The organism is Psychroflexus longus (assembly GCF_020164595.1).
GTDB classification, from domain to species: Bacteria; Bacteroidota; Bacteroidia; order Flavobacteriales; family Flavobacteriaceae; genus Psychroflexus; species Psychroflexus longus.
This window is the reverse complement of sequence record NZ_JAIQZE010000001.1, coordinates 224,510-239,631: the sequence shown is the minus strand read 5'-3', so window position 1 is coordinate 239,631 and position 15,122 is coordinate 224,510. Positions and strand designations below refer to the sequence as shown.

Genomic DNA, 15,122 nt, shown 5'->3' with positions numbered 1-15,122 from the left:
TATTGATTTGCCGCAAAGATATTATAATGAAAAAATTATCAACTTTCGAAATTCGTATATTTACCAAATGAATTTACTTACCGGTGCAACAGGACTTGTCGGAGCTCATTTATTGGCTCAACTCATTTTAAATAAAGAGAAAACCAGAGCTTTATTCAGAACTGAAAACAAAAAAAATCAGGCAATCTCTGTCATTCTTAAGTATGACATAATACCTCAGCAAATTGAAGATACCGTAGAGTGGTTTCAGTGCGATATTTTAGACATACCAAAGTTGGAAAGTGCCTTTGAGTCTGTCACTCATGTTTATCACTGTGCAGGATTTATAAGCAATAGTCCTTCGGATTACAAAATGATGCGTAAAGTCAATATAGAAGGTACTGCCAATGTTGTGAATCTTTCTATTGATTTTCCTATTCAAAAATTTTGTCACGTAAGCTCCATTGCAGCCTTAGGAAAACCAAATGTGGGGGAAGAGGTAACAGAAGAAACCACAATGGCCGAAGATCAAAAGCCTTCAGCTTATGAAATCAGTAAATACGGAGCTGAAATGGAAGTCTGGAGAGCTTCTCAGGAAGGCGTAAGTGTAGTCATCGTAAATCCTGGGGTTATTCTCGGGGATGGATTTTATGATTCTGGTAGTGGAACCTTATTGGCAAAATTAAAAAAAGGATTAAAATTCTATCCACCTAAAATAACAGGATTTGTTGGCGTGTATGATGTCAGTAAAATTATGATTCAGCTTATGAACAGTTCAGTGGTAAATCAACGTTTCATTTTAGTTTCTGAAAACTTATCATTTAAAGAAGTAGGGGAGTGCTTTGCAGGTTTATACAATAAACCTGACCCCAAAATCCGCCTAAAACCGTGGATGCTCTACATCGCCTGGTTTTTTGAAGTGCTCAGGTCCTTTTTTACGTCCTACAAAAGGCAACTTACGTTGGAGTTGATTCCTAGCCTTTTTAAAGACTCTTTTTATTCTTCAGATAAAATAAAAAAAGAGCTTCAATATACTTTTGAAACTCTTGAAGTCTATGCTGATAAAATACACAAGCGCTCTTAATTTGTTTTTTCGATTTTTTTCAGTTTTTGGCTTCTAGGATCAGATTCTAGTGATTTGATAGAGTCTTTTTTCTTAAGTTCTACTTTTCTCAAACTATCCGAAACTCTAGAAATTGAATCGTAAGCCTTTTCTAATTTTTCAATACTGTCTTTGACTTTCTCGTAGATCTCTGTATTTTCATCAAATTGCATGTTGTAATACAAAATATTCTGCTTGATATCGGTTGTATCAATATTGTATTTTTTAGATAAAAACTCAAGCATTTCCACATCGAGTTCTTCAAGTTTTTTTTCGTTAGTGCTTACAGCAGCATCGAGCAAAACCATGTCATACAAAAGATCTGTCATTTTTGATTTATCCAGAAAATTGTCAGGTTTTTCGATCTCATCGATATTTTGACAGCCAATGAATAGTAGGACTAAACTTATAAAAAAAAGGAAGTTTACTCTTTTCATCCTATCTGTTGAATTTTATGCGTTCTCCAAATAGGCCTTCATTGAATTTGAAATTTTCAAATACCAAATGTCCATTTACAAAAGTGTGAGTGACTCTAGATTTGAAAGTCGTCCCGTCGAATGGAGACCAATTGCATTTATAGAAAATATTTCTTGAATTCACAGTCCAGGGCGATTGAGTGTCAATGAGTACTAAGTCTGCTTTGTAACCCTCTCTGATGTAACCTCTTTTGTCAACATCAAATAAAATCGCCGGATTGTGACACATTTTTTCAACAATCTTTTCTAACGAAAGTTTCCCTTTGTGATAAAACTCCAGCATAGCGGGTAAACCGTGCTGAACCAATGGCCCTCCACTTGGAGCTTTTGTGTAGACATTATTTTTTTCTTCCTTGGTATGAGGGGCATGGTCTGTGGCTACAACATCCAAAAGATTTTTATTCAAAGCTTTTAATAATTCAGTTCTATCTTTTTCAGTTTTTACTGCAGGATTCCATTTGATGAAGGTGCCTTTCTTTTCGTAATCCGATTCATTAAACCACAAGTGATGAATACAGACTTCTGCAGTAATCTTTTTCTTTTCTAGTGGTAGTTTGTTTGAAAATAATTTAAGCTCTTTGGCTGTTGAAAGGTGAAAAACATGTAATCGAGCTCCTGTCTTTTTCGCAAGAGCAACTGCATTGGAAGAAGATAAATAGCAAGCTTCTTCACTTCTTATTTTTGGATGCAAATGAATAGGAATATCATCCCCATATTTTTCTACATGTTCTTTTAAATTCTTTTGAATTGTAGCTTCATCTTCACAGTGGGTGGCGATGATCAATGGTGAGTGTTTGAAGATCTCTTCCAAAACTTTTTGATCATCAACCAGCATATTTCCTGTAGATGAACCCAGGAATAACTTCAGCGCAGCTGTAGTTTTAGGATTAATCTTTTTAATTTCTTCCAGATTATCGTTGGTTCCTCCAAACATAAATGAATAGTTAGCATAAGAATTATCCTTGGCCATGGTAAACTTTTCTTTAAGCTTTTCTATCGTTGTTGTTTGAGGATTGGTATTGGGCATCTCAAAATAGGAGGTTATCCCACCTGCAACTGCTGCACGAGAACCTGTAAGAATTGTTTCTTTGTGTGTAAGTCCTGGCTCTCTAAAGTGAACTTGATCGTCTATAACCCCAGGAATGAGATGTTTTCCACCAGCATCAATGATTTCAATATCGCTCGATTTTGCACTGATTGAGCTAGAGACTTCTACTATCCAACCATCTTTTAAATGGACATCGCCTTCAAAAATTTTATTTTCATTGACGATTTTCGCGTTTTTGATTAGATATTCTTTCATAATTTAAATTTTACCGAAAAGACTTTTCAACTTTAAAGTGACGACTCCAAAAACTGCTTCTTTTATGATACCGCTACTCATTTTGGATTTTCCTTTCGTTCGATCTGTAAATATAACTGGTATTTCTTTCAATCGAAATCCCTTTTTAAAAGCTTTAAATTTCATTTCAATTTGAAACGCATAGCCTACAAATTTTATTTTGTTGAGATCGATGCTTTCTAGAACTTGTCGTTTATAGCATATAAATCCAGCAGTGGTATCTTCAACGGGCATTCTAGTGATTGCCTTTACATATTTAGAAGCCAGCCAAGATAGCAGCACGCGTTTCATCGGCCAGTTGATTACGTTTACTCCAGTGATATAGCGGGAGCCGATGGTTACATCATAATCGTTCTTCAAGCAGGAATTATATAACCTTATCAAATCATTTGGATTGTGGGAGAAGTCGGCATCCATTTCAAAAATATAATCATAGGTTCTCTCCAAAGCCCATTTGAAACCATGAAGATAGGCCTTGCCCAAGCCGCTTTTTGCAGCTCTTATTTCTAAGTGTAATTTGTCTTTAAATTCTTCTTGAAGCTTTTGAACCAACTCCCAGGTTCTGTCTGGAGAAGAATCATCAACAACAAGAATTTCGAAATCTACGGGTTGTGAGAAAATATTTCTAATGAGTTTTTCAATATTTTCAATTTCATTGAAAGTTGGGATGATGACTAATTTTTGAGGCATCAAATCTAGTTGAAGGTTGATCGACAAATATATATTTTACCATCTAAAAGTCGCCTATAAATGTTCAGTTTAATTTACATTTGCTTCAAAATTCGCAATTGTTTTTAGCATTAAGATCTATTCAAGAACATAACTGGGTTATAAGTATCACAGTCATGATACTTGTATTACTTATTGTTGTGAAATGGAATAAAGACAATTATTTCTTTTTCTTTTTAAACTCCCTTTTCACTTCCGTCTTTTATTCTAAGAAATTTGCTGAAAAAAGAAGAATCGAAATTTCCGAGGTTTTACTTTTTATTGCAAGTCTTCTCAGTATTTCATTCTTTATTTATGTAACCATTCACGGAGATACTTTTGAAATACTTCCTTATTTACAGATTCTGTTTCTTGCAACGATTATACTCTTGAGCAAATACCTTATTGAAAAAATTATTGGTGATTTGTTTCAGGTAGATCAGCTGATAGGGAGATATCTATTTTACAAGCAAGGTATCCTTAGTTGGCTTGGTTTGTTTTTTTTATTCCCAATAGCTTTAATTTTTTATTTCAATGCTATTGATAATCAGATCTTATTACAAATAATAATTGGAGTTCTGGTTTTGACTTACGTTATCAAACTTTTCGCATTCATTGCATTATATCAAAAGCACATTTTGTCCTATTGGTTTTATTTTATTTTGTACATTTGCACTTTTGAAATTGCACCCTATCTGATTCTTTTTAAAGTTATTAAAATCAATTAAATAAGGCCTGTGCAGTAAAAAACTAAGCTATATGAAAGTGAAAAATATCCTTATTTCACAACCGAAACCCAATGTAGACCACTCTCCTTATTCTGAACTTGAGGAAAAGCATAAAATTAAAATTGATTTTATTCCTTTTATTCACGTAGAACCTGTTGATTCTAAACAGGTAAGGCAGCAAAAAGTTGACATTACAAAATTTACAGCTATTATTCTTACAAGTAGAAACGCTGTAGATCATTTTTTCAGAATAGCTGAGGAGATGAGGTATAAAATCCCTGACAGTCTTAAATATTTCTGCTTAAGTGAAGCTGTAGCTTATTATTTACAAAAATATGTTGTTTACAGAAAGCGAAAGATTTACGTTGGTAAAAGAACATTTCAGGAACTTGAAGCTAGTATTAAAAAACATAAAGACGAAAAGTTTTTGCTCCCATCATCAGACATGCTTAAGCCTATTGTGCCTCAACAATTAGACAAGTTAGGTGTAGACTGGACTCGAGGTATTTTTTATAAAACTGTAGTGAGTGATCTATCGCACTTAAGAGAGGTTTCTTACGATGTTGTAGTCTTTTTTAGCCCTAGTGGGATAAAGTCACTCTACGAAAACTTCCCAGATTTTGAGCAAAAAGATACAAGGATAGCAGCCTTTGGAAATTCAACCATAAAAGCTGCTGAAGAAAAAGGCTTAAAGGTTCAGATTCAGGCACCGACTCCAGAAACTCCATCTATGACAATGGCAATAGAAAATTATATAAAAGAGAATTAATTAATTTTTTTCTCAGACACAAAAAAGCCGAAACTCAAGTTTCGGCTTTTTTGTGTTTAGACTTATTAAGACACCTATGCCTTAGGAGCACCTTCTATAATTTCTGAACCTGCATAATCTTCAAATTTTTTGAAATTATCTTTAAAAGATTTAGCAAGATTTTTCGCTTTAGCATCATAAGCTTCCTTATCACTCCAGGTGTCTCTTGGATTTAAAACTTCTGTAGGGACATTAGGACAGGATTGTGGGACTGCGATATTAAAAATTTCATGAGATTTAAAATCAACATCCTTTAATTCTCCATTTAAAGCGGCAGTAATCATGGCTCTGGTATATTTCAATTTCATTCTGCTTCCAGTTCCATAAGGTCCGCCTGTCCATCCAGTATTGATCAACCATACATTTACATCCGCATCTTTCATCTTCTTACTGAGCATTTCACCGTATCTGGTTGGATGTAAAGGCATAAATGGCGCACCAAAGCATGCCGAGAAACTTGGGATTGGCTCTGTCACTCCTGCTTCGGTTCCAGCGACTTTAGCAGTATAGCCACTTATGAAATGGAATGCAGCTTGTCCTGGAGTTAGTTTGCTTATTGGCGGCAATACACCAAATGCATCCGCGGTAAGGAAAAATATGTTTTTAGGATTTTTGCCAACAGATCCTGGTTGGATATTATCAATATGATAGATGGGATAACTCACACGTGTATTTTGGGTAATGCTGCTATCTTTGAAATCCACCTCGCCATCTTTAATAACTACATTTTCCAGAATAGCCCCTGGTTTTATAGCATCGAAGATTTCTGGTTCTCCATCTCTAGAGAGGTTAATCACTTTTGCGTAACAACCTCCTTCAAAATTGAATACCGTATTTTCATTGGTCCATCCATGCTCGTCATCTCCGATAAGTTTTCGATTCGGATCTGCAGAAAGTGTAGTTTTGCCAGTTCCCGAAAGACCAAAAAAGATGGCGGTATCTCCATCTTTCCCAACATTGGCAGAGCAGTGCATCGGTAAGGTGTTTTTCATTACCGGTAGTATAAAATTAAGAGCAGAGAAAATACCTTTTTTAATTTCTCCAGTATAACCAGTTCCTCCTATTAAGGCAATCTTTCTTGTAAAATTTAATATGGCAAAATTGTGAGCACGTGTTCCGTCAACTTCCGGGTCTGCCATAAAGCCTGGAGCGTTAATTACGGTCCATTCTGGTGAAAAATCTTCTAACTCTTCTTCAGTTGGGCGTAAAAACATATTATGTACAAACATGTTACTCCATGGAAGTTCGTTGATGTGTCTTATGCTGAGCTTATAATTATCGTCTGCACATGCGAAAACATCTCTAACGAAAAGTTCTTTTTTACTAAGGTAATTTACAACCTTGTTATAAAGCTTATCAAACTTATCTGACTCGAAAGGCAAATTAATTTCACTCCACCAAATCTCATCCTTGGTGATATCATCTTTGACAATAAATCTATCTTTGGGTGAACGTCCTGTAAATTCTCCAGTGTTTACTGCCAATGCACCAGAATTGACTTCAACGCCTTGTCCTTTTTCTACAGTGATTTCATGTAATTCTTCAGAGGAAAGCTGATAGTGAATGTTTTTTGAGAGGATGCCATACTTGTCTAACTCAATCGTTTTCGTAATTCCTTTTAGATCACTCATATTTTTGTTGTGTTGATGTTATGGCATACAAATCTAGTGAGTTTAAATCTAACTAAAGAAATTTATTCTTATAAATTATTACGTTTTTTTATAACGTTGATAAATAACAATGCCCAGCTCAAGATGAGTAAAGTTCCACCAATTGGAGTTATCCATCCTATCATTTTGAAGTCAAAATTGGTAAGCTCATTAGTCGCAAGACCATATATAGAGCCAGAGAAGAAAATAACGCCTAAAAGTACTAACCAGAATAAAGTCTTATTCAACTTGTCTGAAGTGAAATTTTGAGCGGAAAGAAATAGTAAAAACAGCGCATGATAGATTTGATATTTAACACCCGTTTCAAAAGTGTCAATCGAATCTTCAGAAATTAAGTTTTCTAAACCATGAGCTGCAAAAGCTCCTAAAATGATTCCAATAAAACCCAAAATGCTTCCCAGTAAAATTAACTTCTTTTTCTCCACCATTTCTATGTGCTTTATATTATGTAATTTCAAATTTTAAGCAAAATTAATCATTAAAATTCATTAGATGTCATGAGATCCATCTTAATCATAGGCGCAGGAAAATCCACTTCTTCACTCGTAAGATATCTGCTCAACGAAACCGATACGCACAACTTTAAACTCATCATTGCTGATAAAGCTCTAGAATCTGCTCAAAGTCTTGCAGGTAATCACCCAAACGCAACAGGCGTAGAATTAGATATTTTCAATACTGAAGCTAGAGAGAAAGCCATAAAAAATTCTGACATCGTCATTTCCATGCTTCCGGCTAGATATCACATAGAAGTCGCTAAGGATTGTGTGAGGTTTAATAAATGTATGGTCACTGCCTCTTATGTTTCCAAAGAGATGGAAGCTCTGGATAAAGAAGTTAAAGAAAAAGGCTTGACCTTCATGAATGAAATTGGTGTAGATCCAGGAGTGGACCACATGAGTGCAATGCAGGTGATTGACAGGATTCGTAAGAAAGGCGGTAAAATGTTGCTTTTTGAATCTTTTACAGGTGGTTTGGTTGCTCCAGAAAGTGATGATAACCTCTGGAATTATAAATTTACCTGGAACCCACGGAATGTTGTGGTTGCCGGACAGGGAGGTGCTGCAGAATTTATTCAGGAAGGACAGTATAAGTACATTCCATACCAACGACTTTTTCGAAGAACCGAATTTCTCCAAATTCCTAAATATGGGCGTTTTGAAGGTTTAGCCAATAGAAATTCTTTAGCCTACAGGAGTATTTATAGTTTAGAAGACATTCCTACTTTATATAGAGGGACTTTACGTCGGGTTGGTTTCAGTAAAGCCTGGAATGTGTTTGTCCAGTTAGGAATGACAGATGACACCTATTCAATGCAAAACACGGAAAAAATGAGTTACAGGTCGTTTGTCAATTCCTTCTTGCCATATTCACCAACAGATTCTGTTGAATTAAAATTAAGATTGAGTTTAAAGATTGATCAGGATGATTTGATTTGGGATAAACTCGTAGAACTCGATATTTTCAATTCTGATAAGAAAATTGGTATTAAAGACGCTACTCCAGCCCAAGCTTTACAGAAGATTTTGGAAGAAAAATGGACTTTAAAACCTGAGGATAAAGACATGATTGTCATGTATCATAAATTTGGTTTTGAGCTTGAAGGAAAACAAAAGCAAATAGATTCTACCATGGTTAGTGTTGGTGAAGACCAGACCTACACAGCTATGGCAAAAACTGTTGGATTACCAGTAGGAATTGCCACCTTAAAAATTTTAAATGGTGAAATCACTAAGCCGGGTGTTTTGAGACCAATTTATCCTGAAATTTATAATCCAATTTTAAAATCTTTGGAAGATTATGATATCAGGTTTGAAGAATCTGAAAGAGAATATGAAGGCTATAATCCAGATCAGCTTCTGTAATCAAAGTATTTCAAAAGCATTTCCCATGACCACCATATCAGCACCAGCATTGTGGGCTGCTCCTCTTTGAAGGTCATTTTTTATGCCACCACCAACAATAAGTGGGATAGAAATATTTTTTTTGACTTCTGAAATTATTTCTGCTGAAACAGGGAATTTTGCACCACTGCCAGCTTCAAGATATATAAGCTGTTTACCAGAAAATTGTCCTGCTAAAGCTGTGTGAACAACTTTTGAAATTTGATCTTGAGATATGGCTTTGGTTTGACTGATCTTTAATACTGAAGTGGATACTCCACCGTCTACAAGGATATATCCCGTCGGAATGATTTCTAAAGAAGAATGTTGAAGTTTTGAAATACTTTTGACTTGCTGGTTAATAAGATATTCGGGGTTACGGCCAGAAAGAAGACTTAAAAACAAGATCGCATCTGCCTGGTTAGTGATTTGATTTACGTCTCCAGGAAATATCACTATGGGGAGCTTAGAAAGCTGTTTAAGACGTTTAACTACCAGCTCGGTTTGCCCATTTTTAACTTGACTTCCACCAACGAAAAGGTAGTTTGTAGAGTCAGGAATCCGATTTAGAAAGATTTCAGATGTTGTTAGATCAAATTTGTCTGGATCAATCAATATGCTTAAAAGCTTTTCTTCATTAGAAATAGCTTGCTTAATGGAGTCAAAAATTAAGTTTGATTTTTTTTCAATCATTAGCTAAAGCATAAACACAGGTAAACCCTTCAAATTCAAGAAAATTTAAAGTGTAAAAAGTGATTTTTTTATCGTGAGTCACCCTTGCAGTTGTTTTTTGTTCTGGTATATCAAAGTCTTCCACAAATATATCATGTAGAAAGAGAAGCCCTCTTTTTCCATAAAGTTTGTAAAGGGATTCTTTAGCTCCCCAAACAATGGTAAGCTTCCTTATTAAGTCTTCTCCATCACCTAAAGCTTTGTATTCTTCGATGGGAGTAAATTTGGGGGCGATAAGCTTTATTTTTTCACGCTGTTTTTCAATATCGATCCCAACTTTTTTATCAGAAACAATCACTCCTGTAAATTCAAAAGAGTGAGTAATAGAAATATGCTTACCATCTTTAAGATGAGGTTTGCCTTTTTCGTCGTATTCAAGATCAAAATCAGAATAACCAAATTCCTTTAATAAATGCCGAATACTCATAAAGCCTTTTTTATGAATTTTGGACTTCATTTCTTCATAACGAATTCTGCAATAATTAGTTAGGTCGATGCCATTTTCCAGAAATTCCAGGGGTTCCTCTATTTTCCAAATAAGAGCATAAGTGGCTTTATCTATTGTTATTCTTTTGTAAATCGGCATAGAGATATGATAGGTTTCCTTAGTTTTGTGTTCAAAAATATAATAAAATTAAATTATGAGTACGGAAACACTACCTTATACTCCTTATAAAGTCAAAGATATTACTTTGGCAGAGTGGGGAAGACGCGAAATAGAATTGGCAGAGTCAGAAATGCCAGGATTGATGGCATTGAGAGAGGAATTCGGGAAAGAAAAGCCATTGAAGGGTGCTCGAATTGCAGGATGTCTTCACATGACTATTCAAACTGCAGTTTTGATTGAAACTTTAGTCGAACTAGGAGCTGAGGTAACGTGGAGTTCTTGTAATATATTTTCCACACAAGACCATGCCGCTGCGGCAATCGCGGAAGCTGGTGTTGCTGTCTATGCCTGGAAAGGGATGACCGAGGAAGAATTTAATTGGTGTATCGAGCAAACTTTATTTTTTGGTGAAGAGAGAAATCCACTGAATATGATTCTTGATGACGGAGGAGATTTAACCAACATGGTTTTTGATCAATACCCAGAATTAGCAAAAGGAATTAGAGGACTTTCTGAAGAAACCACAACTGGTGTTCACCGTTTATACGAACGTATGAAAAATGGAACTTTGGTAATGCCAGCTATTAACGTTAATGATTCTGTTACTAAATCTAAATTTGATAACAAATACGGTTGTAGAGAAAGTGCTGTAGATGCGATAAGAAGGGCAACCGACTTGATGCTTGCCGGAAAACGTGTTGTCGTTTGTGGATACGGTGATGTAGGTAAAGGTACAGCAGCATCTTTCAAAGGGGCTGGTTCTATTGTCACTATTACTGAAATTGATCCTATTTGTGCTTTACAAGCCGCAATGGACGGTTTTGAAGTGAAAAAATTGGAAACTGTAGCTCCAACGGCTGACATCGTTATAACTACTACCGGAAATAAAGACATCATTAGGGGAGAACACTTCGAAGCTTTTAAAGACAAAACTTTAGTGTGTAACATTGGTCATTTTGACAACGAAATTGATGTAGCCTGGTTGAAGAAAAACCATGGTGATACTCGTGTTGAAATCAAGCCTCAGGTCGATAAATACACCATCAACGGAAAAGATATTATTCTACTTGCTGAAGGTAGATTGGTTAACCTTGGTTGTGCCACAGGTCATCCAAGTTTTGTGATGAGTAATTCCTTTACAAACCAGACTTTGGCCCAGATGGAATTATGGCAAAATACAGATAAGTATAAAAATGAAGTTTATATGTTGCCTAAACATCTTGATGAAAAAGTAGCAAAACTTCACCTAGAACGTCTTGGTGTAGAATTAACAGAGCTTAAATCAGACCAGGCAGACTACATCGGAGTTGAACAACAAGGTCCATTTAAACCAGAATACTACAGATACTAATTTTTATAGGTAGTGAATTTATAAAACCAAGCTTTTGAAGCTTGGTTTTTGTTTTTTAAACCACAAAACAAATTAAATTAGTTGAAATTTCAGCTTATGAAAATACTGTTTTTGTTCCTGTTTTTTCCATTGTTTCTTTGCTCTCAAAATTCTTTAGAAGAAGGAAAAAATGCATTTGAAGCTGGTGAACACCAAAAGGCCGTTTTTATTTTGAATGCAGTTCTTGAAGATAAACCTTCAGATAAGATGGCCAGAGATTATCTGGGACAAGCCTATGCCTCTTTGGAAAGCTGGGAAAAAAGTGCTGAGGTCAATAAAACATTAGTTGAAGATTATCCTGAAAATGCAGAATACCACTTTAGATACGGTGGTGCCCTCGGATTGGTAGCTAAAAGTTCCAATCCATTTAAAGCAGCCAGCCTGATTGGCGATGTGAAATTTCACTTGAAAAAAGCGGCTGAACTTGATCCGAAACATATCAATTCCCGTTGGGCTTTGTTGCAAATGTATCTTGAACTCCCCGCGATTATTGGTGGAAGCGAAAGTACTTCTCGAGCATATGCTTCAGAATTAAAGTTGATAAGTCCAGTTGACGGTGCTTTGGCTTTTGGGTACATTGAAAGAGAACTAGAAAACTATGATAAGGCCGAAATTCATTACAAACAAGCTGTGGAACTTGGTCAATCTGAAACGACTTATAGAGAATTGGCAGAACTCTATAAGCGTTCCAAAAACGACTCAGCTTTCTTTCAGACTTTAGAATCAGGAATGAAAAAATTGAATTCTATCGCTTTAGCTTCAGTTTATGTCGATCGAGCCCTCACGCTGAACCGAAATCGACTTAAAGCTTTAGAAATTCTAAACATATTTAATCTAGCAGAATTAAATTCCGAAGAAAAAGAAAAACTCGTTCGACTAAAATTTCAACTGGATTAATGAAACTTTACGAAGGTTTGAAGTTGAGATATTTTCAACTAGGCTGGAAACCTTTATCTTTGAATTAAATTTAAACATTCATGCATTTACATTTTATAGCGATAGGAGGGAGTGCCATGCACAATTTAGCCTTGGCACTTCACGAAAAAGGCGATCACATCACAGGTAGTGATGATGAAATCTTTGAGCCTTCAAAATCGAGATTAGAGAAAAAAGGTTTGCTACCTGATAAATTTGGCTGGTTTCCTGAAAAAATAACTTCTGAACTTGATGCCGTTATATTAGGAATGCATGCTAAAGCCGATAATCCGGAACTTCTGAAAGCTAAAGAGCTCGGATTGAAAATCTATTCTTACCCTGAATATTTATACGAACATTCCAAACAAAAAACACGGGTGGTCATAGGCGGTTCTCATGGGAAAACAACTATTACTGCTATGATTTTGCATGTAATGCATTACCATGATAAGGAAGTCGATTTTATGGTAGGAGCGCAGTTGGAAGGTTTTGATACGATGGTGCATTTGACAGATGAGAATGATTTCATATTACTGGAAGGCGATGAATATCTGAGCTCTGCCTTGGATCGCAGACCAAAGTTTCATTTGTATGAACCCAATATTGCCTTGTTAAGTGGTATCGCCTGGGATCACATCAATGTGTTTCCTACATTCGAAAATTATGTAGAGCAGTTTGAGATCTTTCTGGATACGATGACCAATGGAAGCACTTTGGTTTATAATGAAGAAGATGATATTTTGACTCAGTTGGCCCTAAACTCGAAAAAGCCAACCCGAAAGCACGCTTATTCCACTCCAGAACACAGCATTGATAATGGTGAAACCTATCTTGAAACCGCAGAAGGTCCAATGCCTGTAGAAGTTTTTGGCAAGCATAATTTACAGAATATCGCTGGTGCCAAGTGGATCTGCCAGCATATGGGCGTGGATGAGGATGATTTTTATGAAGCAATTACAAGTTTTAAAGGAGCTTCCAAGCGCCTGGAGAAAATAGCTAAATCTGAAAAAGCCATCGTTTTTAAAGATTACGCGCATTCCCCTTCCAAAGTTCTGGCAACAACCAAAGCGGTAAAGGCTCAATTTTCTTCCAAAGTTGTTTTAGCCTGCCTGGAACTTCATACTTATAGTAGCTTAAATTCAGAATTTCTTGCAGAATATAAAGAAGCTCTGGATGCTGCTGATGAAGCAGTTGTTTTTTATTCACCGAAAGCTCTGGAGATAAAACAGCTGGAAGCTATAACTGAAGAACAGATATTCGATGCTTTTGGTCGAAAAGATCTAAAAGTATTCACAGAACCGGAAGCATTTCAAGAATTCTTAAAGTCTAAAGTTTACGTTGATCATGTATTGCTTTTGATGAGTTCAGGGAATTATGGAGGCTTAGATTTTAATGAAGTTAAAAATTGGATCCAGTAATTCAGAGAATAAAGTGTTGCGTTTTATTGAGAAAAAACGATAGAATTTAGAATGCTACGCTTCATTTAGAACAAAGAGAATAGAACATAAAGGGGCTTCCCCTTTCATCTCTAAATACGTACACTCGGAAAAAATTAAGCGAAAAATTGTAATCAGAAAATTTACAAATCATGACATATAATTACTCATTTAAAAAATGCTTAATGGTTTTTTCAATAGTTGCTTTACTGCTTTTATCAAGTTGTAAAAACAGTGAAAATTCCGAGGAGATTACTATGACTGTAACAGCAACAGCTTACAATTCTACTGAAGCTCAAACCAAAAAAGGAGATCCTTTTTTAACTGCCTGGGGAGATACTTTGCAAGCGGAGGAAAAAGCGATAGCGGTGTCCAGAGATTTGATTGAACTTGGTCTCGATCACAATCAAGAAGTTGAGATAGATGGTTTTCCAGGTACTTATATAGTGAAAGACAAAATGAACAAACGCTGGACCAACAAGATTGACATCTACATGGGTCTGGACGAAGAAGCTGCTTTGGAATGGGGCAAACAAAAAGTTGAAATTACCTTTGATGTTCTAAAAGCTGATGGAGGTGAGGGTTCACGCAAAAATCGCTAAGACTTTCGCAAAGGCTGGAAATTTTATAATATTAATTCAATACTCTAATCCTTTGAGGAAGGATCTTAACCTTTGATTCTGACTTTCTTCTAGTACAGATTTCGCCCTTTTAAAATGAGATTTAGACTTATCCTGACTCATCTTGAACCTACCATGAAAACTTTCTAATGAGATTTCAAAACCCTGGATAAAATGTTTTAGTTTGTCTATTCGCGGATGGGAATAGTCAAGTTTAAAGTTAGAGTCTAGCTGATCGGTCATGTTAACTAAACTTGTGATTAGCCTGGCATCATCCACGAAAGTGACCTTACCTTTCACGTGAACTTTTGCGTAATTAAAGGTGGGGAGCTCATCAGTAAGAAAAAGTGATGGAGAAATGTACGCATCACCCCCATGAAATACTAGCTCGACTCTACACTCATCAAGGTGATGGAATTGTGGGTTGTCTTTATTGATGTGCCCGAGAAGTCTATTTTCTTCAAAAATAAAAGGAATATGCGAGGTAAAAATTTCATTCTCAAAACTTGTAATCATTGTTGCTAAGGGAAATAACTCAATAAAGGGTTTAATATTTCCCCAGTTGTTTTCAGTGAAATGATCTGGTAAGTAGCTCATAATTCTTAAGGTGTATTTGGATTTCAAAATTACAACCTAATTAAAATTCATGGTAACTTCAGAAAATTTATTTCTGAAGGTTTCGAAAAGAAGTTTTAATTTTCTGTTTAATTATATTTAAATCAAACT

16 protein-coding genes are annotated in these 15,122 nt (G+C 35.6%); 8 read left to right on the top strand and 8 right to left on the bottom strand.

The genetic code is table 11. From position 1 onward, the window contains the following. Positions 1-67: 67 nt before the first annotated feature. Positions 68-1,063: an SDR family oxidoreductase gene (locus tag LB452_RS01160; RefSeq protein ID WP_224459884.1), complete on the top strand. Its 996-nt coding sequence runs from the start codon at positions 68-70 to the stop codon at positions 1,061-1,063. On the opposite strand, the gene LB452_RS01155 is transcribed toward LB452_RS01160, so the two are convergent. The 3 genes from LB452_RS01155 to LB452_RS01145 are packed head-to-tail and all read right to left on the bottom strand — an operon-like array spanning position 1,060 to position 3,589. Beyond that, positions 1,060-1,518 carry a DUF4296 domain-containing protein gene (locus LB452_RS01155; protein ID WP_224459883.1) on the bottom strand — a complete coding sequence of 153 codons (459 nt, stop codon included), beginning with the start codon at positions 1,516-1,518 and terminating at the stop codon, positions 1,060-1,062. The genes LB452_RS01160 and LB452_RS01155 overlap by 4 nt on opposite strands. Before the next feature lies 1 nt (position 1,519). Next, the gene (locus LB452_RS01150; protein ID WP_224459882.1) at positions 1,520-2,860 is read right to left on the bottom strand and encodes a dihydroorotase; all 1,341 of its coding nucleotides are present in this window, start codon (positions 2,858-2,860) and stop codon (positions 1,520-1,522) included. A 3-nt stretch (positions 2,861-2,863) separates the two neighbouring features. Then, complete coding sequence (locus LB452_RS01145) at positions 2,864-3,589, bottom strand: polyprenol monophosphomannose synthase (RefSeq protein ID WP_224459881.1); 726 nt, start codon at positions 3,587-3,589, stop codon at positions 2,864-2,866. 80 nt (positions 3,590-3,669) lie between these two features. Between LB452_RS01145 and LB452_RS01140 the strand changes: the two genes are divergently transcribed. Continuing rightward, positions 3,670-4,335, top strand: coding sequence for a DUF4271 domain-containing protein (locus tag LB452_RS01140; protein WP_322965779.1), 666 nt, complete (start codon positions 3,670-3,672; stop codon positions 4,333-4,335). A gap of 31 nt (positions 4,336-4,366) precedes the next feature. Next, a complete protein-coding gene (locus LB452_RS01135) occupies positions 4,367-5,104 on the top strand; it encodes a uroporphyrinogen-III synthase (RefSeq protein ID WP_224459879.1) in 738 nt (245 codons plus the stop codon). Positions 5,105-5,178: 74 nt separating this feature from the next. Here LB452_RS01135 and pckA read toward each other — a convergent pair whose 3' ends face one another. Together pckA and LB452_RS01125 are read right to left on the bottom strand one after the other, a co-directional pair. Next, positions 5,179-6,774 carry a phosphoenolpyruvate carboxykinase (ATP) gene (gene pckA / locus LB452_RS01130; protein ID WP_224459878.1) on the bottom strand — a complete coding sequence of 532 codons (1,596 nt, stop codon included), beginning with the start codon at positions 6,772-6,774 and terminating at the stop codon, positions 5,179-5,181. Between the two features lie 68 nt (positions 6,775-6,842). Beyond that, a complete protein-coding gene (locus LB452_RS01125) occupies positions 6,843-7,241 on the bottom strand; it encodes a DUF423 domain-containing protein (RefSeq protein WP_224460183.1) in 399 nt (132 codons plus the stop codon). Between the two features lie 69 nt (positions 7,242-7,310). On the opposite strand from LB452_RS01125, the gene LB452_RS01120 reads away from it, so the two are divergent. Next, positions 7,311-8,678: a saccharopine dehydrogenase family protein gene (locus LB452_RS01120; RefSeq protein WP_224459877.1), complete on the top strand. Its 1,368-nt coding sequence runs from the start codon at positions 7,311-7,313 to the stop codon at positions 8,676-8,678. On the opposite strand, the gene LB452_RS01115 is transcribed toward LB452_RS01120, so the two are convergent. Both LB452_RS01115 and LB452_RS01110 read right to left on the bottom strand, forming a co-directional pair. After that, positions 8,679-9,389 (bottom strand): phosphoglycerol geranylgeranyltransferase, encoded by a 711-nt coding sequence (locus tag LB452_RS01115; protein WP_224459876.1) that lies wholly within the window; start codon positions 9,387-9,389, stop codon positions 8,679-8,681. Next, positions 9,382-10,014: a 4'-phosphopantetheinyl transferase family protein gene (locus tag LB452_RS01110; RefSeq protein ID WP_224459875.1), complete on the bottom strand. Its 633-nt coding sequence runs from the start codon at positions 10,012-10,014 to the stop codon at positions 9,382-9,384. Before LB452_RS01110 ends, LB452_RS01115 begins: the two co-directional genes overlap by 8 nt. A gap of 55 nt (positions 10,015-10,069) precedes the next feature. Here LB452_RS01110 and ahcY point away from each other — a divergent pair, with 55 nt between their 5' ends. From ahcY to LB452_RS01090, 4 genes are all read left to right on the top strand, one after another. Then, positions 10,070-11,386, top strand: coding sequence for an adenosylhomocysteinase (gene ahcY / locus LB452_RS01105; RefSeq protein ID WP_224459874.1), 1,317 nt, complete (start codon positions 10,070-10,072; stop codon positions 11,384-11,386). Positions 11,387-11,482: 96 nt separating this feature from the next. Further along, entirely contained in the window at positions 11,483-12,322 is an 840-nt protein-coding gene (locus LB452_RS01100) for a tetratricopeptide repeat protein (RefSeq protein WP_224459873.1), read from the top strand. 80 nt (positions 12,323-12,402) lie between these two features. After that, entirely contained in the window at positions 12,403-13,758 is a 1,356-nt protein-coding gene (locus tag LB452_RS01095; RefSeq protein WP_224459872.1) for a UDP-N-acetylmuramate--L-alanine ligase, read from the top strand. Positions 13,759-13,961: 203 nt separating this feature from the next. Further along, a complete protein-coding gene (locus tag LB452_RS01090; RefSeq protein ID WP_224459871.1) occupies positions 13,962-14,378 on the top strand; it encodes a 3D domain-containing protein in 417 nt (138 codons plus the stop codon). A 36-nt stretch (positions 14,379-14,414) separates the two neighbouring features. Here LB452_RS01090 and LB452_RS01085 read toward each other — a convergent pair whose 3' ends face one another. Next, positions 14,415-14,993 carry an FMN-binding negative transcriptional regulator gene (locus LB452_RS01085; protein ID WP_224459870.1) on the bottom strand — a complete coding sequence of 193 codons (579 nt, stop codon included), beginning with the start codon at positions 14,991-14,993 and terminating at the stop codon, positions 14,415-14,417. Between the last annotated feature and the right edge of the window lie 129 nt (positions 14,994-15,122).